Source organism: Mesorhizobium sp. WSM3626, assembly GCF_000513935.1.
In the GTDB taxonomy this organism is placed as follows: domain Bacteria; phylum Pseudomonadota; class Alphaproteobacteria; order Rhizobiales; family Rhizobiaceae; genus Mesorhizobium; species Mesorhizobium salmacidum.
In genome coordinates this window covers 1-25,154 of record NZ_AZUY01000052.1, presented here as the reverse complement: position 1 = coordinate 25,154, position 25,154 = coordinate 1, and the positions used below count along the sequence as shown (strand labels likewise).

The 25,154-nt window shown below is 58.1% G+C and carries 23 protein-coding genes; 12 read left to right on the top strand and 11 right to left on the bottom strand.

Features of this window, described 5'->3' with window-relative positions; all coding sequences use genetic code 11:
* The first annotated feature begins 198 nt into the window (after positions 1-198).
* Positions 199-3,495, top strand: a complete 3,297-nt coding sequence (locus M653_RS0126480; protein WP_084636893.1) for a metallophosphoesterase — start codon at positions 199-201, stop codon at positions 3,493-3,495.
* Between the two features lie 337 nt (positions 3,496-3,832).
* Here M653_RS0126480 and M653_RS0126475 read toward each other — a convergent pair whose 3' ends face one another.
* Positions 3,833-4,402: a hypothetical protein gene (locus M653_RS0126475; RefSeq protein WP_027146036.1), complete on the bottom strand. Its 570-nt coding sequence runs from the start codon at positions 4,400-4,402 to the stop codon at positions 3,833-3,835.
* Between the two features lie 688 nt (positions 4,403-5,090).
* Here M653_RS0126475 and M653_RS0126470 point away from each other — a divergent pair.
* A complete protein-coding gene (locus M653_RS0126470) occupies positions 5,091-6,119 on the top strand; it encodes a hypothetical protein (RefSeq protein ID WP_156938281.1) in 1,029 nt (342 codons plus the stop codon).
* 449 nt (positions 6,120-6,568) lie between these two features.
* Here the strand turns inward: M653_RS0126470 and M653_RS1000000135075 are convergent, their stop codons facing one another.
* Positions 6,569-7,012 (bottom strand): SGNH/GDSL hydrolase family protein, encoded by a 444-nt coding sequence (locus M653_RS1000000135075; protein ID WP_027146034.1) that lies wholly within the window; start codon positions 7,010-7,012, stop codon positions 6,569-6,571.
* Between the two features lie 234 nt (positions 7,013-7,246).
* On the bottom strand, positions 7,247-7,456 hold the full coding sequence (locus M653_RS1000000136990; RefSeq protein WP_156938280.1) for a hypothetical protein: 210 nt from the start codon (positions 7,454-7,456) through the stop codon (positions 7,247-7,249).
* Positions 7,457-8,292: 836 nt separating this feature from the next.
* On the opposite strand from M653_RS1000000136990, the gene M653_RS0126455 reads away from it, so the two are divergent.
* The 9 genes from M653_RS0126455 (at position 8,293) to M653_RS0126420 (ending at position 16,214) form a co-directional block, all read left to right on the top strand.
* Complete coding sequence (locus M653_RS0126455; RefSeq protein WP_245262369.1) at positions 8,293-8,949, top strand: LuxR family transcriptional regulator; 657 nt, start codon at positions 8,293-8,295, stop codon at positions 8,947-8,949.
* Between the two features lie 82 nt (positions 8,950-9,031).
* Positions 9,032-9,712: an acyl-homoserine-lactone synthase gene (locus M653_RS0126450; RefSeq protein ID WP_027146031.1), complete on the top strand. Its 681-nt coding sequence runs from the start codon at positions 9,032-9,034 to the stop codon at positions 9,710-9,712.
* Between the two features lie 188 nt (positions 9,713-9,900).
* Positions 9,901-10,728: a hypothetical protein gene (locus M653_RS1000000136985; protein ID WP_156938279.1), complete on the top strand. Its 828-nt coding sequence runs from the start codon at positions 9,901-9,903 to the stop codon at positions 10,726-10,728.
* Between the two features lie 26 nt (positions 10,729-10,754).
* On the top strand, positions 10,755-11,675 hold the full coding sequence (locus M653_RS0126440) for a M12 family metallopeptidase (RefSeq protein WP_027146029.1): 921 nt from the start codon (positions 10,755-10,757) through the stop codon (positions 11,673-11,675).
* A gap of 214 nt (positions 11,676-11,889) precedes the next feature.
* The gene (locus tag M653_RS1000000136980; RefSeq protein ID WP_156938278.1) at positions 11,890-12,987 is read left to right on the top strand and encodes a hypothetical protein; all 1,098 of its coding nucleotides are present in this window, start codon (positions 11,890-11,892) and stop codon (positions 12,985-12,987) included.
* A gap of 194 nt (positions 12,988-13,181) precedes the next feature.
* Entirely contained in the window at positions 13,182-13,949 is a 768-nt protein-coding gene (locus M653_RS0126435) for a hypothetical protein (protein WP_027146028.1), read from the top strand.
* Positions 13,950-14,239: 290 nt separating this feature from the next.
* Complete coding sequence (locus tag M653_RS1000000137880; RefSeq protein ID WP_027146027.1) at positions 14,240-14,734, top strand: hypothetical protein; 495 nt, start codon at positions 14,240-14,242, stop codon at positions 14,732-14,734.
* A 131-nt stretch (positions 14,735-14,865) separates the two neighbouring features.
* Positions 14,866-15,570 carry a hypothetical protein gene (locus tag M653_RS0126425; protein WP_156938277.1) on the top strand — a complete coding sequence of 235 codons (705 nt, stop codon included), beginning with the start codon at positions 14,866-14,868 and terminating at the stop codon, positions 15,568-15,570.
* A gap of 425 nt (positions 15,571-15,995) precedes the next feature.
* Positions 15,996-16,214, top strand: coding sequence for a hypothetical protein (locus M653_RS0126420; RefSeq protein WP_027146025.1), 219 nt, complete (start codon positions 15,996-15,998; stop codon positions 16,212-16,214).
* 543 nt (positions 16,215-16,757) lie between these two features.
* Here M653_RS0126420 and M653_RS0126415 read toward each other — a convergent pair.
* The 8 genes from M653_RS0126415 to M653_RS1000000137875 form a co-directional block, all read right to left on the bottom strand.
* Positions 16,758-17,570, bottom strand: a complete 813-nt coding sequence (locus tag M653_RS0126415) for an SDR family oxidoreductase (RefSeq protein WP_027146024.1) — start codon at positions 17,568-17,570, stop codon at positions 16,758-16,760.
* 16 nt (positions 17,571-17,586) lie between these two features.
* Positions 17,587-18,567, bottom strand: coding sequence for a sugar phosphate isomerase/epimerase (locus tag M653_RS0126410; RefSeq protein WP_027146023.1), 981 nt, complete (start codon positions 18,565-18,567; stop codon positions 17,587-17,589).
* Between the two features lie 26 nt (positions 18,568-18,593).
* Positions 18,594-19,361 (bottom strand): SDR family oxidoreductase, encoded by a 768-nt coding sequence (locus M653_RS0126405; protein WP_027146022.1) that lies wholly within the window; start codon positions 19,359-19,361, stop codon positions 18,594-18,596.
* Positions 19,362-19,375: 14 nt separating this feature from the next.
* The gene (gene ugpC, locus M653_RS0126400; protein ID WP_027146021.1) at positions 19,376-20,482 is read right to left on the bottom strand and encodes a sn-glycerol-3-phosphate ABC transporter ATP-binding protein UgpC; all 1,107 of its coding nucleotides are present in this window, start codon (positions 20,480-20,482) and stop codon (positions 19,376-19,378) included.
* A gap of 52 nt (positions 20,483-20,534) precedes the next feature.
* Positions 20,535-21,440 carry a carbohydrate ABC transporter permease gene (locus M653_RS0126395; protein ID WP_027146020.1) on the bottom strand — a complete coding sequence of 302 codons (906 nt, stop codon included), beginning with the start codon at positions 21,438-21,440 and terminating at the stop codon, positions 20,535-20,537.
* The gene (locus tag M653_RS0126390) at positions 21,433-22,368 is read right to left on the bottom strand and encodes a sugar ABC transporter permease (protein WP_027146019.1); all 936 of its coding nucleotides are present in this window, start codon (positions 22,366-22,368) and stop codon (positions 21,433-21,435) included. Before M653_RS0126390 ends, M653_RS0126395 begins: the two co-directional genes overlap by 8 nt.
* A gap of 66 nt (positions 22,369-22,434) precedes the next feature.
* Positions 22,435-23,688 (bottom strand): ABC transporter substrate-binding protein, encoded by a 1,254-nt coding sequence (locus tag M653_RS0126385; protein ID WP_245262368.1) that lies wholly within the window; start codon positions 23,686-23,688, stop codon positions 22,435-22,437.
* Positions 23,689-23,823: 135 nt separating this feature from the next.
* On the bottom strand, positions 23,824-24,024 hold the full coding sequence (locus tag M653_RS1000000137875; protein WP_245262366.1) for a hypothetical protein: 201 nt from the start codon (positions 24,022-24,024) through the stop codon (positions 23,824-23,826).
* Here M653_RS1000000137875 and M653_RS0126380 point away from each other — a divergent pair.
* Positions 24,023-25,051, top strand: a complete 1,029-nt coding sequence (locus tag M653_RS0126380) for an ROK family protein (RefSeq protein ID WP_245262365.1) — start codon at positions 24,023-24,025, stop codon at positions 25,049-25,051. The genes M653_RS1000000137875 and M653_RS0126380 overlap by 2 nt on opposite strands.
* The last annotated feature ends 103 nt before the right edge of the window (positions 25,052-25,154 follow it).

The following is a 25,154-nucleotide window of genomic DNA, read 5'->3' as shown; positions in this document are numbered from 1 at the left end:
TACAGGCGCTCTGACGATCGACCAAAAGCTGCCAATCCTGCGAGGGGTGGTTAATCAGCTCCTCCTATCGCCCCATTGGATGAACGTCAGCCAAATCCCTCACTTATTTGCCGGGACACTTTCGGAGCGTGAAGCTTAATGACAGACTGTTGTCTAAGCCGATGAGTCGGATCACGAGAAAACCTGAATAGCTGATTGATGTCTGACGTAAGTTTCCGCTGGCTCCATTTGTCAGATCTTCATTTCGGCATGAAAGGCCAAGCACCGCTCTGGGCCAACCTCAAGCATCATTTCTACGACGACCTTCCTCTGTTGCATCGTCAGTCGGGGCCGTGGGATCTCCTGATCTTCTCCGGTGACATAGTGCAGAAGGGCGACGCCGAAGAATTTAAGGGCGCAACGGCTGCGCTTGTGGAACTCTACGGAAAGTTGACGGACTTGGATTGCTCGCCCAAGTTCATGGCGGTTCCGGGGAACCATGACCTCGTTCGCCCAAGCGCCAGCGATATGTCCGCGATGTTGCTGCAGGACTGGTCGAAGAAGCACAATGTCCGCGATGATTTCTTGAACAACCCTACTGGTCCCTATCGAGAAACCATTAGGAGCGCATTTGCTAACTACCAGGCCTGGTACGAAGCGCTTGGCGCGGTCGGGATATCTGTCGTTGATGCGGCCCATGGCTTCCTGCCTGGTGATCAGGTCGTCAGGTTCGCCAAGGACGAGAGGCAGCTCGGCCTGATCGGTCTAAACTCCACATGGCTTCAACTGAGCAAGGAGAACAAAGCCGGCGATCTGCACGTGGACCATCAGCAGCTTTCAGTGATACTGCCGGATGCGGAAGGCTGGTGCCGCGCAAACGACTTCAATCTTCTGGTCACCCATCAACCGGCAGAGTGGTTGACGCCAGGCAGCTTGGACACATGGAAGAAGGAGATCGCTCCGCCTGGCCGTTTCGATCTCCATTTATTCGGTCACATGCACGAGCCTCTCTCAAGCAGCCTGTCGCAGATGGGCTCGTCCCCGGTGGCTATATTTCAGTCGCCGTCCCTTTTTGGCCTGGAGCATTTCGGCGACGGTAGGACCCAACGCATCCACGGCTATAGTGCCGGCGCGCTTGTCATAAACGAGAAGGGCCGGCAGCTCAGGATCTGGCCCCGGACGTACCAAGCCACGAGATCAGGCCAGGGTCGGGTCACTCCCAATTTCGAGTTCATCTTGCCCGATAATGAGAGCACGGTGACGCAACTGCCTGACAAGCAAGTGATCAAGTCCGCAGCCGCTGGGGTGGTGAGTTCCGTCTCGCCTGTCGCGCAGGCAGAAAGAGAGGAAGCATTCGTCGCAACGGCGTGGACAGAAAAGACGAACCTCCTTTCAAGATTCAGGCATCACCTTCTGCCACCCGGGCCCCACGCCTTCGTCAGGAAGGAGGAGCAAGACATTGCTGCCAACGCGCTGACAAAGCGTGCATTGTGGATTATTGCCGATTGGGGGCTGGGTTCGGACGAGTTTGTGTCTTCCGTCCTGCAAATGCATGAGATGTCGGACTGGCCTGTGTTCCGGTTCGACTTAAGCGAAATGTCCGCCGGCAGCGATCTTGCCCAGGAAATCGAGGCCAGGCTAGGCTTCAAGATCCAGCAGATATCGGACGAGCTTGCGACTGGCGACGCGGCCGTCCTGCTCCTGGACGATTTGGTCCTGGGAGAACGAGTGCAGGGCACGATGCCTAGAGAGGCGGAGCTAGAGGCGCTTTCCCAAGCCATCCTCGACTATTGCCCCGGCATAGCAATCCTGTTGCGCACCAGTTCTGATCCGGCGAATAGCCAGTTCGGGAAGGTCAAGATCGGAGCCCTAGACGAGCCCGATCTCAAAGCCTACATCGCCAATAGTCCAGAAGGCGGCATCGAGCTGGCGGCTCAGGATGCGGTTGCCAAATTGCTGCTCATCACCGGCGGCGTTCCTGATCAGGTCGACCAAGCGCTAAAGGCACTACAGGTCGTAACTTTGTCCGAGCTGGTCGCGAGCCATCAGGAGACTGGCGAGAACGAACCTTCAAGCGGTTCCCAGGGTCTCCGGCGAGCGATCGAGGACCTGGGCGCCGCCACTCAGCCAATGCTGCAGCGCGCTCTGCAGATGTTGCAAGCGTTGGCAACATTTCCTCATGGAGCTCAATTCGAGCACATTAAGCGATTCAACGGGGTCAACGGATTCTATCCCACCAATGCAACCGAGCTTCGCCACCGCGCGCTTATAGTCACTTCTACTCTTCCGGGACTGGAGCAGCAGAGTCAGGCTGAAATCCGCAGGATATTGACCGTTCCCCGCACGGTGCGCGACGTCGTGCGTGGGCAGATGTCCGAAGAGCTTCTCAATCAGCACAACAGGCGCGCGGCGGAATTGTATTTTGGCTCAAATTGGCGAGCTGGGTCCACCAGTTGGCCCCCTGACCGAAAGTATTCCAGTCCGAAGTGCTCGCACCATGAGATCGCGAATGCTTCGGCTATTCTATTGCGCCTACTAAAAACGGCGTTGCGGGCCGGCGACATGGAGGAGGTTATCGCGCTGATGCACCTGAGCGCAGCCTTTGCCGACGCTCTCAACTCAGGATCACACTACTACGGTGCTTCCGAATTCTCCTCGTCGTTCTTGCACACGGCACCGACCGATGTCGCCGACGATATGGTCGCTCGGGTTCGGCTCAACTATGGCCAGGCGTTGCGGCTGACTGGAGAGCGGTCCAGAGCGATCCATATATTGGAAGAGCTGGACGCCTCACAGTTTGATAGATCAGATCGCGAATCCCTCTGGCTTTCGCTGGCGTTGGCTCACGGCGGAGATCCGAAGGCTAAGGAATACGCCGAGAAGCTTCTCAAGGCCACTAAGGACAACTCTTACAAGCTGCAGGCGAGATCGATCATCATCCAGAGCGAGCCCGCAAGCCCGGAGCGCACGGCCAAACTCGTGCGGCTGCAGCTAGAGGCGCGCAAGAAAAAATCGCATATCGTCGCGAACAATCTGGCACTTCAGTTGGCAAGCGAGAGCGACGACAAGGGAGTTGCGGACAGGTATTTGATTGAGGTGCTGAGCCCAAAGAAGGATTCGGACGACATATACAACCTGGCGAGGGCCGCGGTCAGTTTGGCCGAGCGAGTCCTCGAGGGCGGCGAAGCGCTTTCGAATGCAGACCATTCCCGGCTCATCGCGGCCTACCAGTACCTGTTCATCCAACGGATACCCTCGCTTTTCGACAGGTGCCACCGGGCACTCTGGAAGAGCTTTGCCAGACGCCGCGAGATGAATAACCTCTTCGCGTTGTTCCGTAACAGCTCATTCATCTGGAGGATTAGGGGCGTGGGAGAAAAGGAGGAGCAGTACATCTCTTCGCTGGCGTCGATAGCCAAGGAAGATGATAGTGCAATTCCGGAGAATCGTGACGGAAGCTATTTCAAGGCGCGCTTACATTCCACTGCCAGCGCTCCACTTGCGATTGAAGGCTGACTGGCGGTCGCGGCCGGCGGCAGGCTATGCCAAGGCTGCAGCGGCGATCTGGACGAACCGTCCACTGTCTCCGGTGGGCCGCAAACCGCCTTAACCTGGCCGTTCACCGCAAAAACGGATGTTCTGAAGACGGACATTCTCCACCCTCAGATTGCCGAGCGTGGGATTGTCCAATTGTTACCTTGGAACTTCCGGAGGCTTCCAGGATTACAGCATTCACCGTCCCGACGTAGGACATCTGCTCATCGAGGGCCTTCCCGAATGCGCTACATGAACGCATCATTATCGCAGCATGGAAAGGCGGCTCCCTACCATAACGTCTTCATCCTGTGCACGACTAAAGCTGGTTAATGAAAGCTTCCCAACCGAGCTTCCCCAGTGCCTTGTCGACGGCGGCCGTCAGCTCCGCGTTCTTTGCCTTGAACATTGAATTTGTGGCAGAAAAGCCATCATAGCCGAATTTGGCAGCCCCGGGCGCTGCGAGTAGCCCGCACCACTCGCGGATGATATCGACCTTTGCGAGTAGCTGCTCTCTCGAATAGCCTTGCCCGGTTTGCTGGCCGTGGAAAATCTTATCGCGGGCTTTCCAAGCGTGATCGAGCGCGGCGTTGAGTGGCCCATAGCGATCGCCGAATTCGTCCTTGAAGCGAAGGCCGGTCAGCCGCTGTATCCCACCGCGAAAGCCTGTGTGGGCTATGCCCTTGTTGTTGGCGAGCGCTTGGCGCACAGACGAGGCCTGATCCGGTCCGATCGCCGAGGGTTGGAATACCAGAAAGGTGCAGATCTTCCGTTGTTGCCGCTCGTATTTGATCCACGCGAGGCAAAACGCATCGACACCGCGAGTCTCCAAGCCGGATCCCAGCACGTATTCGATGATATTGAATTCGTCTTGTAAAGTTCGACGCATAATATCCTCCTGCCCGATGTCACCCTAGATTACTCCGGGTTCGGGCGCATCCAGCCTTCGGCGGAGCTGGCTCTGGAGCATTGCCCCGAGGCGTGAACCCGTCACGACCATTCGGTCATAATTCCTTGCGCAGTAAGGAGCGCGTGTGCGCGAGATGCTAAGAGGCGCCTTCCGTGTGGGCGAGGCATTCCGCGTCGCGCTCCGCGACGTCACGACGTGTCCCAAAACCCGGACGCGGGATCGGGTATGGTCAATTCTCGGAACTCTTTCGTCTCAAAGACAGCTGGAGCGCCCGTCGGCCTATGCGTTGAAATCTTCGATATGGACGCAAGGGCGCTCGAAGAATTGTTCAGGGTTCAGCGCAATCCAACCGTCAGCTCTGGAGCTTTCCGGTCAGCGCGACGTTACCTTTAAGACCATACACCGCCTAGCATGACGGTCCGCAACAGGTCGTAAGCCAATCGGCGGCTATCTGCACAACTGCAGCCTAGACCTGACGGTCCCGAAACGGCCCCACAGCGGGCATAAGAGATGATATCCCGGTCGCAGCGTACTGGGTGAATGCGAACGGCCGTTGGGGTGGATTATGACCGGCAACCAGATGAGGTTTTACTCCATTATGCGGAGCGGATGTTGGACTAACGTCCTCGCCTTGATTCTTCGTTCTTACGAGCACTGGAGGCTAGGTTTGAGCCAGGATGTGAAAAGCGTAGTCGGTCAAGATCTTTCAGTTATCTCGGAAACGCTCGCCGACCGCTATCGTGCCGGCGTCGGTGGCCGAACGCATTGGCTGACCTATCACCTCCACAAAGGCCGCGTAACGGAGTTCGGCGAAGCCCTTATCCAAGCTTTGGCTTCCTGCGAGTCTCGGTTGCCTGGTTTGGGCGAGCGTCTGGTCGATGACCTAATCGATACAGGATATACCCCTACGGCGCAGGACCCCGCGGCATGGAGAGCGGGCTTCCAGCAACTGCTGCAGAAGTTCGCCGAAATCCTGGTGCTTAGGGTGTTGCTCGAAGCACCTTGGCCCGCAGGCGCACAATTCCAGCATGAACCAGCCAATCCCACCACCGGTCGCCGGCCAGAACTCGCCGTTGAACTCGAAGCGCGTGTCTATCTATTCGAGGTCAAATGCCCCTCCCTCGTCGATCATCAGGCGGCACGGGGTGCGAATCCGCGACAGATCCCCGCCCGCTCCGTACTGGGAGATACCCTTCGCGCCAACCCGGATCCAAACCAGCCCGTCACGTGGCCCCGTGACAACGTCCTGAAGGATTTTCTCGAAAGCGCCGATGGCAAGTTCTCCGGCTTCTCCGCGAAGGAGACGATTGGTGTGCTCGTCGTTTTCTGGGACGCCTATGTGTACGAACCCATTTCGGCGCTAAACTACCCGCGATCAGGTCTGCTGACCGAGCACTCCTTCTATCAGGTAAATGGTGTGCGGGTCCCGTTTGATGCTGTCGACGGGGTGATCATCATGAATCATCTCGCAGTGCTCCATGCCGGCGCGCAGGAGCAGGGTCACGCGCATAGGCCGGGCTATTTTCGGCTCGATCATGTTGATGGAGGCCTGCCGAACGTCTGGTGTCAGAATATCGGCGGCACGCAGCTCGATCCATTCCTGATGGAAGCGCTCGACGCCATTCCCGTTGAGGACGCGGAGCCGGTGGAGTACCAGCCTCACGAGTTCATTATGTGGATCAACCTACCCGATTGATCGACGGATTCCCCGCGCGCCATAAGCTTTCACCAGCAGAGTGCTCAAGAGACTCGCGTACCGTAGTCGCGCTCCAATCCACATCACGACGCCTGCAATGGGGCCGTTGACCGAACGTCGGCTTTCTCAGTTTCCCGGTCAGAACCGGACAGTCAGCAGACGGCCCCGAACCGGACAGTCAGCGGACGGCCCCAAACCAGCGTGCTCATACCCTTGCTCAAAAGGCCTTTATCGTCTCTTTTCGTGCGATAAGGCAGAGACGGACCTTGCATTGAAAACTATTCCTCCTTCTTCTCCTTAGGTTCGCCAGACCATACGAGATCATACGAAGGATATGGGTTGGCTAACCATCCGCCAAACCATTGATCTTCCTCATGAATCCCACACCCTCAGCGACTAACATAATCTTTGTTTATCAATAGCTTACGAAGTGGGTCGCCAAAGTCGACTCAAGGAGCTGATTTAGCCACTCGCCGATCGCATTTATCTTCTGCGGAATGGCAGCTTTGCGCTTGGACCATTGCATTCTCGCCCATGCGCGTGTTGAGCAGGCGGGCTCCGGCGATGCCAGCGTTTAGCACGGCGACGTTATCCGGCGCGAGGTTTTCGGCCAGGAAGTCCGGCCAGCGAGCATTCTGGTCGAGACCAGAAGACGCGCCGTCGGTGATCGAATCGCCGAACGCGACGACCGCTTTCGCGCTTGCCGGCGCCTCGACCAGAACGTCGCTGAGGAAAATCCGCGTCACGGTCCTTGTCGGCTGGCTGATTGTCGCATCGGCCACTTGATTGCCGGATCCGATGTAGCCGGTCGCTTCAGCGTCCCAATGGAAGGTATCGACTGGCACGGGGCCGCCAACGAAGAATGACACAATAAGGTCGCCGCGCGCGGCCACCTTGAAATCTATTGGGTCACTTGCCGCGGGCGCCCGGCTGGAATGTTCAGTTGCTGCGCGCCGCTGAAGGTGACCGCCTGATCGGTGCGCGGGTCGATGGAGGCGCCGTCCGCGCCGGCAGCGCTATATGGACCGACCCGATCGCGAGTGGGCTCTTTCCATATTCGTTCGACAGAACGATGCGCAGTCGGTCGCCTCCAAGGCTCACCCGCACTTTCTCACGGACAGTCTGGTTCAAAAGGTTGAAGGGCAAGAAAGCGGCAGCGGAAAATCGCCTTGCCAGCTGGGTTGAGTGCTTGCGGCCCAGGTGGCGACCCATGTTGAACCTGCTGCAAGCGCATCAGCGGTGCCGCCAGCGGCCGCCGCAACCAGTGCCAGGGCGCCTATGGCGGCATTCCGAGCCACTCGGCCAATGTCGGCTCGCAACTTTTGTTTGAACAGCATGTTCAACTCCTTTTTCTTCGAGATTGCGCTTCAATATTTCTGGCTCAAGCACGCTCCCAAACCCTGGATCATGCAGTTGCGCGGCCATGAGTGGGTATGTGCATCGGAAATAAAAGCCGCTGAGCGAGGGAGTAGAAGCACGGGATATGCCTGGATATAAATCGGATCAACTGCCAACGAAGTGTGCAAGGTCGGTCGACCCGGGCCAGCCAGAAAATGAGGAGGGCGATCTCCGGCACCATCGCCTCGACGCATTCGTGCTTGGGTTGACGTGGGAGTCGACGAATTGGAATGAGGCGATCGAAATTCAAGACTTTTCTAGACTTGTCGGCGAGTTTGAGCCAGCCACGAAGGCTGAGCGGGGCGAGCGCAAGAAACGCGGGGCGAACTACTCTCAACATCTCGTCCCCATGCCGCAATGTAGAAGTGACGGATTAATCAGAGGATGAACGCACGGGAGATGGTCAAGCCCACAGGCATAAGTGGGAAGGCCCATGGCAATTGGGTCACCAACGTTTATTGCGTTCGGAGCGACAAGCCGCTTCGCAGGTGACTAAATCCGGAAAACTCGTTGCTATCTGCCGACAATAGGCGAGCAGCCTTTGAGGGGTCAGAGATGTTGACATAAAGATGAAGCTTCCCAAGGATCGCTGCCTGGTCGTTCAAAATATCGTCCCTTTGCAAGTCTGCGCTCTTTGCCCTGCAATTGCGGTATTCGGAGCTGCTAAAATAAGCTATAAATCGACCAAAGTGGGGATTGGGTCTCCTCAATGATAGATTCAGAGGTATTCGACTTTGTTGAGCGCTGCAGGAGGCACACCGCAGCCGGGGCGCTTTTGGGCGACCTTCTCGATACTGTAAAAAATCTTGGATTCGAACATCTTATCTTGAGCGGCGTGCCTTTGGGCGGGCAGAAGCTCTCGCCGATGGTGGAATTGAACGGCTGGCCTAGAGGCTGGTTCGAGCGCTATGTCGAAGCCGAACATGCTGCCGTTGATGGCGTCTGCATCTATTCGGCAAAGACGCTGAAGCCGTTCCTTTGGTCGGAAATTCCGGCTAAGTGGTCTGGGACGGAGGCGTCGCGGCGCGTCGCCGGTGAGGCGACGGAATTCGGCATCTGGAGCGGCTTCGCCGTGCCGATGCTGAGCATCCATCACTGGCAATCCGTACTGTCATTTGCCTCCTCCGCCAAGGCCTGCAAAATCTCGCCGCGCCAGCAGGTGCAACTGGTCACCATGGCGGTGTATGCCGGGATGACGATCCAGGCTTTCTCACATGACGACGAAGACGATGAAAGCCCGTTGACCGATCGGGAAAGGGAAGTGCTCCTCTGGGCCGCGGCCGGCAAGACGTCATCGGAAACCTCGCAAATTTTGGGCTTAAGTGAGAGCACTGTGAAATGGCACGCCACGCGGGCCCGCGAGGCTTTCGGTGTGGCCACCACCACGCAAGCCGTCGTCGAGGCCGTGCGCAGGCGTTTGATCCACCCTTAACTGCGTCAACTGTCCGATCGGACAGGTGACGTACATTAGACAGGCTGCAACTATTCCCCCAAGAACTATCGGGGATCGCGCTATGATTGCGGCTCATGTCATCAATGCGCAGAACAAGCACCTATACGAAAACGAATTCGACGAATTTCTGCGCCGACGGCACGACTTCTTCGTGCATCAGAAGGGCTGGCGCCCTCCGAGCCCGGACGGCCGCGAGCTAGACCAGTTCGATACGGACGCAGCCACCTATCTGCTCGGTATTGAAGACGATCGCGTTGTGACCTCGGCTCGGTTGATCCCAACGAGCGAGCCGCACATGGTCTCGGAGGTCTTTCCTCACATGTGCGAGAAGTCGGGCGTGCCAAGACGACCTGATTGGGCCGAGTGGACCCGCACATTCGTTGTGCCGGACAAACGCTCGGCCGGTTTGCGGGGCACGCTGACCCAGCTTTGCTGCGCGGTGATGGAATACGCCCTCGACGAGGGCCTGAGCGCGGTCGGCGGCGTCCAGGAAACCTACTTCATGCCCCACCACGGCGCGCTGAAATGGCACGCAGAGCCGCTGGGCATGGCCAGGGAAGAAGACGGGGAATGGTACATCGTTGCGTATATCGAGGTGAATGAAGCCGCTCTGAACAGCGCAAGAAAGATTCTTGGCATCACCCACACATTGTTGGCTCGTCGTGGAACGCAATTGCCATTTATGCGCGGTTCACAAGAAATTAGCAAAGTATCCGGCGGATACGATCAACCAATAAGCTGAGCTCGACCGAGAAGTTGTACATGGCTCTAAACGAACTTACAGGGAGTCGTTTCCCTGGCGGAAACAATGGCGCCCGATTCATCGCAAGTGTCTTACGTCGGCTCAGCAGTCTATTCGGGAGGCAAATCGTCAATTCTAGATACGCGCAAATTGGATCCTGTTCCGGTCAGCGCTCTAAGGATATTGCAATGATGACAGTCTCTCTTCTCAGTGAACCGAATAAACTTATCCATTTTGTCACCATAAGAGCCCTGTTATTCATCATGTCATTTCTTCTTGCGGCGACTTTGGCTCCCGCATTTGGCTCGGAGCTTGGTCTGTCCTATATCGTCGATTCTGACGGCAACCGCATTGGAGCTACTCTTCAAAACGCCGATGGTTTGCTGCTCGGAGAAATCTTTGTCGATAGTGAAGGAAACGTTGGGTTCATCGATTGCGGTAAGACCCATGTAATATTTGATCTTGCGAAAATTCAACGTACCAGTCGAAACTGCAAATTTGCTGAATCAAAATGGTCTGGTAGCATATATCGGCATATTGTCGATGTTAAGAAACCTATTGAGTTGCAACCAGGTCAACTGTCGATTGTTGTCGGCCACCTAAAGTTTCCGAAGGTGGATTTCAATTGTGCTTCTGCAGCGTGTAGACGAACAGTCGATAATTGCGTTGCCTGCGAACCTATTGACCCCACCGATCCGACTGGATGTCTTCTCAATCCTGCTTGCGATCAGGTGCTAAACCGTATGGCAGATTTCGCGCCTGACTATACCGTTAGGCCGAGCATCCTAGGTCCGGAGATATCGAATTCCTACCTACTGCTTCTGAACAGTAGTGGCGCTTTCCAGCCTTTGTCCCAAAACGGCGCTACAGCTCTCCCTTCTGCTCCTGGAGATATCGGAACGGTGCCTCCGTCGAGCGGCACAATGCCGTCCAATGGTTTTGGGGGAGGCGGCTCCGATTTAGGACCGTCCAGCGGGGGCGACGGTGGATTAGGTGGCTCGGGGTTTGCACAATAGAGGACCAACTCAGAGGAGGCAGAGAAATGCGCGCAACTATATGGCTTATTGCAGCCAATTTCGTGGCGTTTAGCGGCAGTGCGGTCTACGGACACGATATCTATGGTGAGGCAGCTCAGCAAAGAGGCATTCTTGCAATACCTCCTGCCTATCAAAAAATAATCAAACGCCACGAGGAGCTACGAGACCCTGACACGCAATACAGGCTAGTCAAACAAGCAGTGGATGCACCACTCCCGTCGCATACACCTGCTCCATCGAAGCCAGGCGAACTGCCGAAGCCGAGGCCGTCCGGGCCGTTACAGAACATACTTGAGCAAGTTGCCGACGCGCAGGCCTTCTGGGACAGGGGAGAGACGCTGCGCATCTGTTTCCTGGACGGCAACGTCGCTGCAAGGAAAAAATTTATATCGACTGCACAAGAGATGACGAGCTACACAGATCTTCATCTAGAAACCGCGACCCCGGACTGCGGCAGTACGGGGGCACAGATTCACGTGAGTTTTACAGACGACGGGTACTATTCTTACGTCGGCAATGACGCGTTGCTTTTCGACGAGTCGCAACGGACTTTGAATTTGAGCGGAATGGGGGCACAGGGAAATTGGTCGCCAACCTGGGTGGGAATTGCGAGGCACGAAATAGGGCACATGCTTGGGATGCTGCACGAGCACCAACACCCGGATGTCGATTGTGGCTTCAAGACCGATGAAGAAATAGCTGCTTTGCTCAATTGGACACTTGCCGACGTCCAAACAAATTTCGACAAGATAAAGCAACGTCCAACGTTGGTGGTAACGCAGTATGATCCCACCTCCGAGATGCATTATCAGCTTTCAGCTAGTTTCTTCAAGAATGGCGACAGATCTCCGTGCTACATTATAGATAGGAACATAGTTCTTTCCTCGGCCGACATCGAGTTTCTCAAGAAAATCTACCCGAAATGAGATGATACTCTCTCAATTCTTACGAACTGCGTTCGCGGGCGGTATTTTGATCTGGTGCCACTATGCTCCAGGTCAGGACATCCATGAAACCTTTCCTATGGTAGGCGGGGATGTCGTGCTAGGCCCCGTTGTTCGTAACTGCGACGCGCCAATTCGTTGCTTTGCCATCCCAGATACACTTGAGGATGCGCCCGGGGATGGCCGAAGTATTGACTTGGGGAGGCTCGGGACGGCAACTAAAGGTGACTATCTTATCGGTACAGCGAGCGAACTCGGACTTGTAGTTGATGACCGACTCCGGTCTGACTACTATTCGTATTTGACGCGAGCGCAGGCCGAATATGATCAATGGCTTAGCCGGCCGGATGTCGCGGACGCGGACATCACCGGCCCGCCAGAGTTGGACAAATTACCTTCAGCACTACGTTCTGATATAATCTCTTACCCTCGACGCGAACGTGGTGCGATCTGCTCGATAGCAGTCAAAGCTCTTCGTTATGCATTGCGGAAAGAGAATGACAATTTGTCGCTTGGGATGTTGCTCCGGGCAAACTATCGTGCATCGTGCCTGACTTCGTTGTATAATGCCGGGGCAGATGCAATATTTGATCGCCTAGTATTCTTCATAGATGGTGACAAAATAGCTTGTGCTGGAATCGTGATTAAACGAAATCTGGTCCTGACTGCGCGGCATTGCTTCGCGCCAGGCGAACGAAGCTGGATGACAAGGTTTCTAATCACCGGAATTCATCCCCCCCCTTTAAGAGTTTCAGATGTGCCGGGGCGAAAGGCGATCGTACTTGCCAACGTTGGTCTTGAATATAATGTGAGACCGGTTCAAACGCCATTCAATCGAAACCTAAATGGATACGATCCAATTACAGAGCGCGACGTGGACTATCTATTGGTGGAGCTAATCGGCTACGCAGGTTCGCCAAATCTCCTCCGCTCAGGTAAGCCGCGAGTAGGAAGCAAAATACTAATTCCGGCGTTTCTCGGTGAGGTCGCCCGTTTGTACGGAGAATCCTCCTCTGCAGAGGCGGCCCACAGCTCTCTTCGTGGCGATGACAGTCCGTTGTGCTCGGTGTTGGCAGTCATAGGCTCCTGCGTGGTTCACACATGCCAGACTGATGGCGGATATAGCGGGACGCCTATTTTGCAGAAGGATGAAAATGAATATGCAGTGGTGGGTATCCATACCGGAAATTTTGGACCCGCCGCTGAACCAGCCTGCGGTTTTACGCGGGGCAAGTACTTCTCGAATTATGGGGTGGTTTTTGATGAAAGACAACTGGATGACGCCTTAAAGTGATTTAGCACTAGGCTCAGCGCCCTAAGGATACTGTGTGGAAGGGTCATTGTCCCCACACCAGAGAGGAGTGCTGGTTGCCGGTGTGAAGTCCGTGACGATCGTTTCTTTCGAATTTCGATGGAGGCCGAAACGATACTGGACGCTGTTCGCCAAGCTGAAAATCCACCTGATTCAACTTTTAAGGGAGGACTGTTATGCCAGCCATACCCAATGGCATATCCAGCGCGCTGGGCTCAGGTCAAACCGCAATCCTTGTCAGCACGACCACGGTCGGCTCGGACACCTTCTATCTCTTGAACGTGGCCACGGAAGACGAAGGCGGTCAGTTGCTCGCCAAGATCGACCAGTCAGGCAATGTTAGTTTCCCTGCGGGAGATGCCGGCGTCCTTTCCGCTGATACCGCCGCTTATACTGGCCACGACCTGAGGTCCGCGTTCAAGGATCTCAAGATCCCGGAAGGCGCAGTTGATTTGGATTGGAAATCACCCGCCGGTGCCATCATTTTGTCGCTGGCTCAGCTCAATAGCACCTTGGTCTCCGAGGCCAAAGCGTGCGTTAATACCCTTGTAACCAAGGACGTGCCCGGCACTGACGGCGGGAATCTAGCGTGCGCGTGGGCTGTCAATGAGGTCGCGCGGCGTGCTCTCGGTCGTCAGATCGGTGGAGGGCTATCCACTGCAAACATGTACCTAGTGTTGAAGGCGAAGCATAAGCAACTAAGCGTTGGTAGTCAAATGCCTGGCAACGTGATTATATCACCAACCAAAGGAAGCAACGTCGGCCACGTGGGCATCGTCGGTCCAAGCGGACAGATTTACTCCAATAGCTCAAGCCGAGCTGTCTTTTACAACAAATACACCTTGAATTCCTGGCAAGCTCACTACGGCGACTTGAAGGGGCTTCAGGTGCTATTTTATCAGCTTGATCCTGCCCAGTTTCCGGAAGGGGCAGTGGGTAGTTAATATGCCGGGCTCCGGGCAATATCCGGAGCCCACCTTCACACGGTCTACCGACAGCCTGCGACCGCCAGGCAAGACCTCGCAGATCCTCGGCCTCGCTGAGCCCACCCTCGGATAGCACGCAACTCGGGTTCGCGAGGCTTTCGGGGTTGCCACGGCCACGCAGGGCCGTCGTGGAAGCGGAACGCAGGTGCCTCATTCAGCTCCAACAGCGTCAACTGTCCGATCGGACAGGTGACGTACTTTAGAAGAACTGCAAGTATTCTTCCAACAACAATCGGGGGGAGCGCGTGATGATTGCGGCTCATGTCGTCAATGCGCATAACAAGCATCTCTATGAAAATGAGTTCGATGAGTTTTTGCGCCGCAGGCAACCAAGCCCGGACGGTAGCGAACTAGACCAGTTCGATACGGACGCGGCGACCTATCTGCTGTGCAGCACTCGAAGGTTACCTTCAAATCCTGATCGATCTTGTGGAATCCAGGGTGAGGTCACCTGTCCAATTGAGCTGGACATCGAGACGCTCGTCGAGGCGCAACGTCAAATCTCTCAAATTGCACGGACTCCCGTCAAGGGTGATGTCAACCACGTTTTCGGGCAGATCGATTGGCCCATGGGGCTGGCCTCAAGGAACTGGGGCCTGAATCTGCATCCAAAGGTGACCTCCATTGACTTAATCCCACGGGCCGACGAGGGGAGGACTGCCGCAAGGAACATCCCACGCCGGCTAGAAGTCGGCAAATGCCCATTCGTTACGGAATTTGCGCCTCACACGTTTGTCTACTGACAACCGTACTCAGCCAATCGCCGCGAAGACTTCCTGCCGTAAGATTTACGAAAAGTCGTGTTGCCGCCAGAGCGGCTATTTACGATGTTCTAAAATAACGCGTCATTATGAACGGTATAAGGGGACGGTCTATGCAAATCGGAAAAGTCGTTGTCGGTGCTATAGGCGCTGTAAGTCTTGTTGCATTGGCAGGCTGTGGCGGCGGAAAAGATTTCGTAGAAGCTCCAGAAGCCGTGCCGGTCGTTCCGGTAAGTTTAGTAATAAACTCCCTTAAGTGCGGTCTAGCAGGTGCGGTGTCAGAAGACCGCCTCAACCGTAGCGGTCTGGTTAGAAGCAAAGCCCAAGTGACGCTTTCGGTCAACGTCATCCAAGGTCGGACGGCAAATGGCGATATCGCCGTCGGCATCCCCGTTTCCACGGGCACCATTACTCCGAAATTATCCGGGTCGGTTGATCAAACCCTGACACGCAACACAACGCTGGAGTTTGCTGTCGACTTGGCCACGACCGATCCAGCCATCTGTAAGCAGACCGGGGCTGCCAATCGTGATGCGGGCTTCTCGCTTTGGCTGGGACGAGTGGTCGCCGGAATCAATCTTGCTGTTGCCGGCCCTCCGAAGGCGTCGATATCGAAGTACACATATGAGAGCGACTTCGTCCTGAAAAAGACGGGTACGGCGGGAGCCGAGATTGCAATCGTACCAGTTAAGGCGTCGGCATCCGCAAGCAGCAGCCGATCTGATATCCAAAACCTGAAAGTCGCGATCGACGCGGTGCACGTGGGGCCGCACGGTAAGGTCGGTCCCCACGGACCACAATTCAATATTCCAGGATAAGTGATGTACCGGCGCTATTTCGAAATGTCTTGCGGCATCGTGCGCATGCGCCGGTTTCACTTTCAAGCCATGGGCATTTGGGCACACCGCTAGCACTTGGTTTTTCTGTAGCACGCCCCAGCTACCCGAGGACGTCGACCTCAAGGAGCTCGGCGGAGGGTGGCGGTAGCGGCGCTTGGGACAGAGCCGTAGGGGTCCAGACCAAGGACGGTCCGATAATCTGCGAGCACTGATTGAGGCGTACGAGACAGCTTATGCTGCGTTCGGCAAGTCCTGCTGACATCGCAAAGGTAAACATACGCGGAGGCAACGGCCGGAGGATTTGAGCGGCGATGCCGTTGTCTCAGGCCGCGCTGAAGAGTGCTGGTCGGTGGTAGACGCTACATACGGCGCGTCACTGACCACATCTGAGGGAGAAGGAAGCCATGTTCTTTCCTGGTCAAGTCGTCATGCCCGACGAACTGGAGATGCTCGCCCGCGTGTGCCGGACCGCCTGCAAAGAGGAGGCTCTTCCGCTTGACAGCCGGCAGGCGCAGACACTCGCTTCCCATGTCCTCAAACAGCCGCCGTTGAAGAATGGTTTCGTCTCTCTTGGGTCCGAATCCGCCGCAAGCGGGATCATGGAACAGGTGCATGCGCCCTGACCGAATATAAGGTGGACTGGGTTCGTCCGCGAACCGCGTCACGCAAACGGACTCATCGAATGGGATCTACGGATTGCCCCGGAGGTACATGACAATGTCGACGTGACGCCGTTTGTAGTTGACCATCCCCATATAAGAGTTTCGGGCGCCGGCAGGCGTACGAAAGTCCCCGAGTAAGGCCGCGCTCCTTATGGTCGCTTACTGAACCCCTTGTAGGAAAGAGAAATGCCGTTGCATTGAAAAACCAGTCTTCCTACTGATCCTCAGGTTCGCCAGACCATACGAGACGATACGAAGGATATGGGTTGGCTAACCATCCGGTAAACCATTGATTTTCTTTTGCGATCCCACACCCTCCGCGACTAACATAATCGTTATTTGTCAAGGGGTTACGAAGCGGTTCGCCCAAATTGATTCAAGAAGCTGATCCAGCCACTGGCTGACCGCATTCATCTTCTACCGAATGGCAGCTTTGCGCCATTGCCCGTCATTCATCCGGTCGCGTCACGTCGCCAAAAGCGGACATCGCCAAACGGCGGCCATTCAACCTGGAAAGATCGTGAAACCACCATCGACGCGGATGACCTGGCCGTTGATGAAGCGCGCGCGCGGACCGGCGAGAAAGGCTACCGCCTCGGCGATCTCTTCCGGCTCTGCATAGCGGTTCAGCGATTTCTTGCTAGAATCCATGCGCTGGGGATCGACCACGCGGGTCGCCTGGAACCGTGCCGTCTTGGTGGCGCCGGGGCTGACCGCGTTGATGCGCACGCCGTCGTCCATCAGTTCCTTGGCGAGGCAGCGCGTGTAATGCACGACCGCGGCCTTCAGCGTGGAATAGACGACTTCGGGCGAGCAGCCGAGATGTGCCGCCGCCGAGGCGATGTTGATGACGGAGCCGCCGCCGCGCTGCTTCATCGGCGGCACGAAGGCCTGGCAGACCAGCATGGTGCCGATCAAATTGTTCTCGGTCAGCACGCGGATGTCCTCGAGTTCGATGTCGAGAGCGTTGTTCGGGTTCGGCTTGCCGCCCTTGGCGCCGATGTCGCCGCCGGCACAATTGACCAGCACATGCACGTCACCGAGATCAGCCTCGATCTTGCGCTTCATCTCGGCTACCGCCTTCTGGTCGCCAATGTTGCCGGTCACCGACATGACCTTCCTCCCATGACGCTTCAGGCGCTCGACCACTTCGCCGAGATTGGCGAACTCGCCATATTTGGCCGGCGCTGTTTCGTCCATGTCGTGGATCGCGACATTGGCGCCGAGTTCCGCCAGGCGCTCGGCCATCACGCGACCGAGGCCACGGCCGGAGCCGGTTACAAAGGCGGTCAATCCATCGAGTTCACGCGTCGTCACCAGATCTTCTCCACTTTCACCAAACCAGGTTGTGCATGTTGGCGGCGCTGCGCCGGATCATTTCGAGCTCATAGGATACCAGGGAACCGTCGTCTTCGCGCTCCCAAGGGGTGCGGTAGTCGGCATCGTCGGGCAGCCGATTGCGCTGCGCGGCTCGCAGGCAGGCGGCAAATTCGCGCGCCGTCTTCGGCGGATAGCCGTGCCACCAGTCGTCGCTGAGAAAGCGGACATGCCGCGCCTCCAATGCGCCCGGTTCGAGAACGGCGGTCATGCGATCGTGGTGTTCGGCAAGAAGTGCGAACAGTTCGGGAAATGGCACCGCGCCATCGCCGATGGCGCAACGGATCAGCCGATAGCCTTCGGTCGTGAATTGCACCCGGTAATCCTTGAGGTGGACATGACGGACATGCGGTGCGATCCGCCTGACAAAATCAAGCGGCGCTTCGCCGACGGGGAATGTGTTGCCGGTGTCGAAGGTGACGCCGACGCCTTCGCCGCCGAGAGCGCAGAAATCGACGAGTTCCTGGCTGGTGAAGTCCTGGTGGTTTTCGATCGCAAGGACATGGCCTTCGGCAAGCGCGCGGGGACCCAATTCCTTCAGTCTTTCTCGAATGATGCCGGCGAACTCGCTCCACTTCTCACCGGCGGCGTTCCGGTCGCCACACAGAACCGGCGTCAGCGCGGTTCGGATGATCTTGGCCCGCAGCAGGCGCGCGGCCCGAAATGCCTCGTCGAGCGGTTCGCCCACCAGAAGGCCGCCGCTGACGATCGACGTGATGCCGAGCCCGGCGAGCCTTTCGCGCAGCGCGATGACCGCGTCGTCGGAAAGCTCCGTCAGCCATGGCACCCAGATCTCCAGCACCCGCGCGTCGAGTTCGGTCGCGAGCGCGATGAAACCTTCCAGCCCTGCCGGCTTGGGATTGGCGCGTTGCGTGCCGCGGGCCTGGAGGCCGAGATGATAGGTCAGACCGTAGGGGTTCAGGCCGACCTGGAGCATGGAGCGATCCTTTGATTGGGGTGGGGTCATCGCAGGCCGGCGTCCACGGTGATCGACTGCTTGGTGATCATCCGGCTGTCGTCGGCGGCGAGGAAGAGCACTGTTCGCGCGATCTCCTCGCCGAGCAGAACCCGGCGGATCATCTGGCGCTGCACGACCTGGTCGACCGACGCCTGCGTCTTATACCAAAGCTGCCGTTGTCGGTCGGTGATGACGGCACCCGGCTCGATGGCGTTGACGCGGATGTTGTCGGGGCCAAACGCCCGCGCCAGCGCGAATGTTAACCCGACCACCGCAGCCTTGGCAGTCGCATAGGGGGCCATGTCCGACGCGCCGAAACGCCAGGCGATCGAGGAAAAATTGATGATCGAACCAAAGCCCAATTCGTTCATGTGCGGATGCACGGCCTGGGCGGCAAAGAAATGGTGCCTGAGGTTCACGTCCTGGGCATGGTCCCAGTACTCCAGCGTCACGTCGGCGACTGGGTGGCGATTGTCGTCAGCGGCGTTGTTGACCAGCACCGCTACAGGTCCGAGGCGGTCGCGCACCGTGCCGATCGCAGCCTGGAGGGCGGCAATATCGGTCACGTCGCAGCGGATGAACAGCGGCGTGTGCGCTGCCGTGGTGGCGAGTTCCCGCGCGAGCTCCTCGCCAGCCTCCTGCTGCAGATCGAAAAACGCGACGCGTGCGCCATTGGCGGCGAAGGCTCGGACCGTATCGGCGCCGATGCCCGACGCGCCGCCGGTGATCAGCACGACACGGTCGGCCAGGCTCGGATAGGTGGCAAAGGACAAATGCGGAGCTCTCTTCAGATCAGGCGTTGGGTTGTCGGGTCGAACAAGCACGCGCGCGCCATGTCGATGCCGAGCGTCACCGTCTCACCCATCCGTGGCGTGCCGTCGGGGTCGAAACGACCGGTGATCTCCTTGGCGCCCAGGCGCAGAACGGCCATGGTCTCCGCACCTGTCGGCTCCACCAGTTCGACCACGGCATCGATTTGCGCGATGCTTGGCTTGCGACGCGCAAGATCGGGATCAAACCGGTAGATGTGCTCCGGCCGGACGCCGAGCACGAGCTGTCGCGGCGTATCGGATGGAAGCGTCTGGACGATCGACAGGCTGACCGTCTTGCCATTGGCGGTCTGCAAGGCGACGGCTGGGCGACCGCCTTCTTCGCTCAGTTCGGCCGGCAGGAAGTTCATCGCGGGCGAGCCCATGAAGCCCGCGACGAACATGTTAGCCGGACGGTTGTAGACCGTGGCGGGCTCATCGAATTGCTGGACCGAGCCCTGATGCATCACGGCGATGCGCGAGGCGAGTGTCATCGCCTCGACCTGATCGTGGGTGACGTAAACCGTGGTCTTGCCGACGCGGTGATGCAGCTTCTTGATTTCAGTACGCATGTCGACGCGCAGCTTGGCGTCGAGATTGGAGAGTGGCTCGTCGAACAGGAACAGTTTCGGATCCCGCACCAGCGCCCGGCCCATCGCGACGCGCTGGCGCTGGCCGCCTGAAAGCTGTCCGGGCTTGCGCTCAAGCAGCGGCTCGATCTGCAGGAAGGCGGCGACCCGCTTGACGGCCTCGTCCTGCTGCGGCTTCGGCACTCGGCGGCTTTCCATGCCGAAGGTGATGTTCTCGCGCACCGTCATCGTCGGGTAAAGCGCGTAGGACTGAAACACCATGGCGATGTCGCGGTCTTTCGGCGCAACCGAATTGACCAGCCTTCCGTCGATGCGGATCTCGCCGGAGGTTACGGTTTCCAGCCCGGCGATCATCGCCAGCAGGGTGGACTTGCCGCAGCCGGACGGTCCGACCAGCGCGATGAACTCGCCGTTCTGCGCCTCGAGATCGATGCCCTTCAGCACCTCGACCGCGCCGAAGTTCTTGCGCAGGGATCGGATGGTCAGTGTCGACATGCGATGCCCTTCTTCCGGGACGGGACGATCGGCGACATGAGACAGGCTCCGCTCACTTGATCGCGCCCTGGGTCAGGCCGCGGACGAAATACTTGCCGCCGAAGAGATAGATTAGCAGCGGCGGCAGCGCGCCGATCAGCACGGCGGCGCTCATGACATCGTAGGCGCGTACGTTGGTGCCGCTTGCCGTCAGCGCGACGAGCGCGGCCGTGATCGGCTGTTGCTGCCCGGAGGTGAAGACGACACCGAACAGATATTCGTTCCAGATGCCGGTGAATTGCCAGATCACCGTGACGATGAGGATCGGTGAGGAGAGCGGCAGAATAATCTTGCGGAAGATGCGCCAGAAGCCTGCACCGTCGATGCGTGCCGCCTTGATCAGATCGTCGGGGATGCTGACGTAGTAGTTGCGGCAGAACAGGGTGGTGAACGAAATGCCCTGTATAACGTGGATGAGTACAAGTCCGTAGACCGAATTGCTGAGGCCCAGATTGCCGAGGATGAACGCCCAGGGCATCAACGAGATCTGGCCCGGAATGAAGACGCCGAGCAGCATGCAGGTGAACAGCGCTTCCGAACCCTTGAAAAGCCATTTCGACAGGATGTAACCGTTCATCGCGCCGACCGCCGTCGAGATGATTGTCGCAGGGATCGTCATTTTCAGGGAGTTGTAGAAGTTGCGCTGCATGCCCTCGCAGGTGCCGCCGATGCAATAGGTGCTCCAGGCCTGGCCCCAAGCTTCGAGGCGGAAGCTGCGTGGCAGCGAGATCAACCCGTTGCGCGCGATCTCTTGCTGATCGCGGAATGAATTCAGCACCACGACCAACAACGGGACCAGGTAGATCGCCGCGAAGATGACCAGCAGCCCATAGATGACGAAGCGGGCGAGGAAATGCCTGCGTGCCGCAACTGTGGATGCGTGATGATCCTGCACCTGGTCCAGCGAGACGTCAGCCATGGCCGGCTTCCTTGCGCCGGCGCCAAACCACCCAGAACGAATAGGGCACCAGCACCACGGCAAGAGCGGCAAGCATCATGATGGCCGCCGCGGCGCCTTCGCCGATTTGGCCGCGTTGGAACATCAGGTCATAAACGTAAATGGCAGGGAACGTGGTCGAGATACCCGGCCCCCCTTTCGTCAGGGCCGCCACGAGGTCGAAGGTCTTGATGGCGAATTGGATCTGGATGACGGCGACCGCCAGGAAGATCGGCGCAATCGTCGGCAGAAGCACTTTGCGATAGATGCGGAAGGTCGATGCGCCGTCGATCTGCGCGGCCTTGACGAGGTCCGAATCCACCGAGCGCAGACCCGCCAAGAAGAGCGCCATGGCAAAGCCCGAGGACTGCCAGACACCGGTGATGATCACCGCATAGATTGCATAGTGTCGGTCGCTGGCGAGTGCGAAACTGAAATTCGTCCAGCCCAATGCGCGCACCATCGCCTGGATACCGTCGGTCGGGTTGTAGAGCCAACTCCAGACCGTGCCGGTGACGATGAAAGAGACGGCCAACGGATAGAGAAAGATCGTGCGCCAGACCGCTTCTCCGCGCACGCGCTGGTCGATCAGGATCGCCAGCAGCAGTCCCACCGCCATCGAGCCGACGATGTAGAAACCGCTGAAGAGAAAAAGGTTGTTGTAAGCGATGTTCCAGCGCCGGTTCGCCCAGAGTGAGGCGTAGTTGTCCAGGCCGACGAAGCCGTAGGTGGGGAGCAGCGAGGAGTTCGAAAGCGAGATGTAGAGTGTCCAGCCCGTGAACACGAAGACGTAGACGAAGCTCGCCACAAGTGACGGGCCGAGCACCAGCAAGGGCATCGCTGAGCCCAGCCGCTCGCGCCAGGGGCGGGCGGGCGCCGGGGTCGGTAGGATCAGGTCGTGATTTGACATTTGCGGCGCGGGACTGGGATGGAGGATGGCCGGGTGCGGATGGAAATTGCGCCCGGCCGTTCCCGTCTACTTCTGTGCTTCGGCCGCGTCGGCCATCGCACTGGCGCCGTCCTCGGGTGACATGTCGGGAGTCGCTACGAACTCGGTAATGGCGTCCATGATCGCGCCGCGCATCTTCTGCGGGATGGTCATATTGTGCGCCATCGAGCGGACCAGCGTGCCGTCCTTGATGGAAGCCTGCAGATCCTTCTGCGAGAGCTGCTGGCATGGATTGAAGCCCTTCGACAGATCGATATCAAGGCGCGCGGGGATCGAGCCCTTGGCCTGATTGAAGACCGTCTGGAAGTCGGGGGACAGGATCAGGCTAGCAAGCAGCTTCTGGCCGTCGATGTAATCCTGATCCTTTTGCTTGAAGAACACGACCGAGTCCGAGTTGAGGATGAAGCCGGGCTTGCCCCAATCGGTCGGTGCCTGGGCGCAGACATAGTCCGTGCCTTCCTTGAAGCCGGCGGCGGTCAGCAGGCCGATCGTCCAGTCGCCCATGATGTGGAAAGCCGCGTCGCCCTTGCCCACGAGCGCCGACATCGAATCCCAGTCGCGGCCAACCATGCCCGGATCCATGTACTTGGTTGTCATCAGGCGCATCTGCTGGAAGGCCTTGACCATCCCCGGGCTGCGCATGGATTCGACATCGCCCTCGACGAAGGCCTTGCGATAGAGATCGATGTCCTGGCCGTAGAGCACCACCTCGAACACCGTCGAATCCGTCCAGTCGGCGGTCGAATGCGAGATGCAGATCTTGCCCGAGGCGACGATCTTGTCGCAGGCCGCATTGAACTCGGCCCAGGTCTTGGGCATTTCCGCCACGCCGGCGGCCTGCATGACCTTCGGCGAGGCCCAGAGCCAGTTGATGCGGTGGATGTTCATGGGAGCGGCGACCCATTTGCCGGTTGGCTTCATCACCGGAAGCAATTCCGGCGCGACCACTTTCTCCCATCCTTCCGAGGCCGCCAGCTCGTCGAGATCAGCAGTCATGCCGGTCTCGTTCCACTCGGCGATTTCCGGGCCTTTAAGCTGCACAGCGGGCGGGGCGTTGCCGGCGATCACGTCGGCACGCAGCTTGGCCAGCGTATTGGCCGTGTGACCGGCGATCGAGGTCTGTTCCCATTTGCCGCCCTTGGCGGTGAACATCTCGCCGAGCTTGGCGATCGCCTGGGCGTCCGATCCAGTCGCCCATTGGTGCAGCAGGTTCGTCTTGGGTTCAGCGAAGGCTGCCCCGGCGACAAAGGTGCACGCAACAGCGGCCGCGAGGGCGGTCATGACGCATTTCATAGTTTCACTCCCATATCGTGTTGCACGGTTCGTATCGACCGCTTATGGCCGCGGTTTGAAGCCGCCGCCGGCGAGATGCGTTAATCTCGAGTTCTTTTCAGGATGACATATTGGAGCTATCAGTCAACGATGTTTATGTTGATCTATGACAAAACCTTCGCTTAGAAGCTGGCTGATCGACAGGCCGTCCGCATCGCCGGAGAGCATGATCGTGCGTTGCCTGAGCGAGCGCGGCGCCCTCTCGGCGTCGCAGATCACGCGCGTCACCGGTCTGGCGCGCTCGACGGTCTCAACCGCGCTCAATGGCTTGAGAAAATCGGGCATGGTGATCGAAACCCCGACCAGCCGCGAGGGGATTAGAGCCATCGGCAGGCCAGCCGCGGCCGTGACGCTCAATCCGACAGCGGGTACCTGCGTCGGAATTCACCTGGGACTTCAGCAGATACGGCTGATTGTTGCCGATGTCTCGCATTCCGTCATTGCCGAACAAACTATCCCCATGGCGCTGGACTACCAACCGCAACAGGCGGCCCAGATGGCCAAATCGGCAATTGCCCAATCTTACGAGGAAAATGGTCTGCCGGTGGCGGGGCTCCTGGGGGTTGGTATTTCCGTCTCTGGTCCTGTCAGCCGCGATGGGGTGGTCCTGCGCGCGAGCATCGTTCCAACATGGGCCGGCGTCAACATACGAGACGTGTTCGGACCCGTCCTGGAACAGCCCATCTTCGCCGACAACGAGAGCAACTGTTCCGCCATCGCGGAGCTGATGTGGGGTGCGGCAATCGGCCATGACGATTTCGTGCTGTTCAAGATCGATCTGGGGGTCGGTGGCGCCATTGTCCAGCATGGCCGGCTGGTGACGGGCATCGCCGGTGGCGCCGGCGAATTCGGACACATCAGCATCGATCCTGGCGGCGATCTTTGTCGGTGCGGCAATCGCGGATGCCTGGAACTCTATGCAAGTTTTGCCCGGCCACTGGAACAGATTTCGCGTGTTGTGCGACGGCAGGTCACCATGGGCGATGTCATCATGATGGCCAAGGAGGGCGACGTCAGGGCGTTGCGGATGATCGAGGATACCGCCGAGATCGCCGGCCGGGGTCTCGGCTTGATCGGCTCCGTGCTCAATCCGCCGCTCATCATCATCGGGGGCCAGATGGCGTTGGCGGGCGACATTCTGTTGACGCCGCTGATCGCGTCCTATGAACGCCACACACTCATCAAGTCCCGCGATGTCGCTCCGGCCCTGCGCACGCGCATCATCGTCGGCAAGCACACCGAGAACGATGCATTGCTGGGCGCGGTCGGCCTGGTGCTGAGACACCAGACGACGAGACTGTCGCTCGGCTGATCTTGGGTCACGTCGCGAAAGCGGACCTAGGACGTAGTGACGATTTAACGGGTTGGGATTCCCAAGGAAGGGCAAATCAGATTCAACGCTGATTTTTGGAGGT

What these genes read in the sequence shown, in the direction of transcription:
- M653_RS0126480 (WP_084636893.1), top strand. Translation starts at nt 199, where the DNA reads ATGTCTGACGTAAGTTTCCGCTGGCTCCATTTGTCAGATCTTCATTTC.
- M653_RS0126475 (WP_027146036.1), bottom strand. Translation starts at nt 4,402, where the DNA reads ATGCGTCGAACTTTACAAGACGAATTCAATATCATCGAATACGTGCTG.
- M653_RS1000000136990 (WP_156938280.1), bottom strand. Translation starts at nt 7,456, where the DNA reads ATGCTGTTCAAACAAAAGTTGCGAGCCGACATTGGCCGAGTGGCTCGG.
- M653_RS0126450 (WP_027146031.1), top strand. Translation starts at nt 9,032, where the DNA reads ATGATTGCGGCTCATGTCATCAATGCGCAGAACAAGCACCTATACGAA.
- M653_RS1000000136985 (WP_156938279.1), top strand. Translation starts at nt 9,901, where the DNA reads ATGATGACAGTCTCTCTTCTCAGTGAACCGAATAAACTTATCCATTTT.
- M653_RS0126440 (WP_027146029.1), top strand. Translation starts at nt 10,755, where the DNA reads ATGCGCGCAACTATATGGCTTATTGCAGCCAATTTCGTGGCGTTTAGC.
- M653_RS0126435 (WP_027146028.1), top strand. Translation starts at nt 13,182, where the DNA reads ATGCCAGCCATACCCAATGGCATATCCAGCGCGCTGGGCTCAGGTCAA.
- M653_RS1000000137880 (WP_027146027.1), top strand. Translation starts at nt 14,240, where the DNA reads ATGATTGCGGCTCATGTCGTCAATGCGCATAACAAGCATCTCTATGAA.
- M653_RS0126425 (WP_156938277.1), top strand. Translation starts at nt 14,866, where the DNA reads ATGCAAATCGGAAAAGTCGTTGTCGGTGCTATAGGCGCTGTAAGTCTT.
- M653_RS0126420 (WP_027146025.1), top strand. Translation starts at nt 15,996, where the DNA reads ATGTTCTTTCCTGGTCAAGTCGTCATGCCCGACGAACTGGAGATGCTC.
- M653_RS0126410 (WP_027146023.1), bottom strand. Translation starts at nt 18,567, where the DNA reads ATGCTCCAGGTCGGCCTGAACCCCTACGGTCTGACCTATCATCTCGGC.
- ugpC (WP_027146021.1), bottom strand. Translation starts at nt 20,482, where the DNA reads ATGTCGACACTGACCATCCGATCCCTGCGCAAGAACTTCGGCGCGGTC.
- M653_RS0126395 (WP_027146020.1), bottom strand. Translation starts at nt 21,440, where the DNA reads ATGGCTGACGTCTCGCTGGACCAGGTGCAGGATCATCACGCATCCACA.
- M653_RS0126390 (WP_027146019.1), bottom strand. Translation starts at nt 22,368, where the DNA reads ATGTCAAATCACGACCTGATCCTACCGACCCCGGCGCCCGCCCGCCCC.
- M653_RS0126385 (WP_245262368.1), bottom strand. Translation starts at nt 23,688, where the DNA reads ATGACCGCCCTCGCGGCCGCTGTTGCGTGCACCTTTGTCGCCGGGGCA.
- M653_RS0126380 (WP_245262365.1), top strand. Translation starts at nt 24,023, where the DNA reads ATGGTGATCGAAACCCCGACCAGCCGCGAGGGGATTAGAGCCATCGGC.
- M653_RS1000000137875 (WP_245262366.1), bottom strand. Translation starts at nt 24,024, where the DNA reads ATGCCCGATTTTCTCAAGCCATTGAGCGCGGTTGAGACCGTCGAGCGC.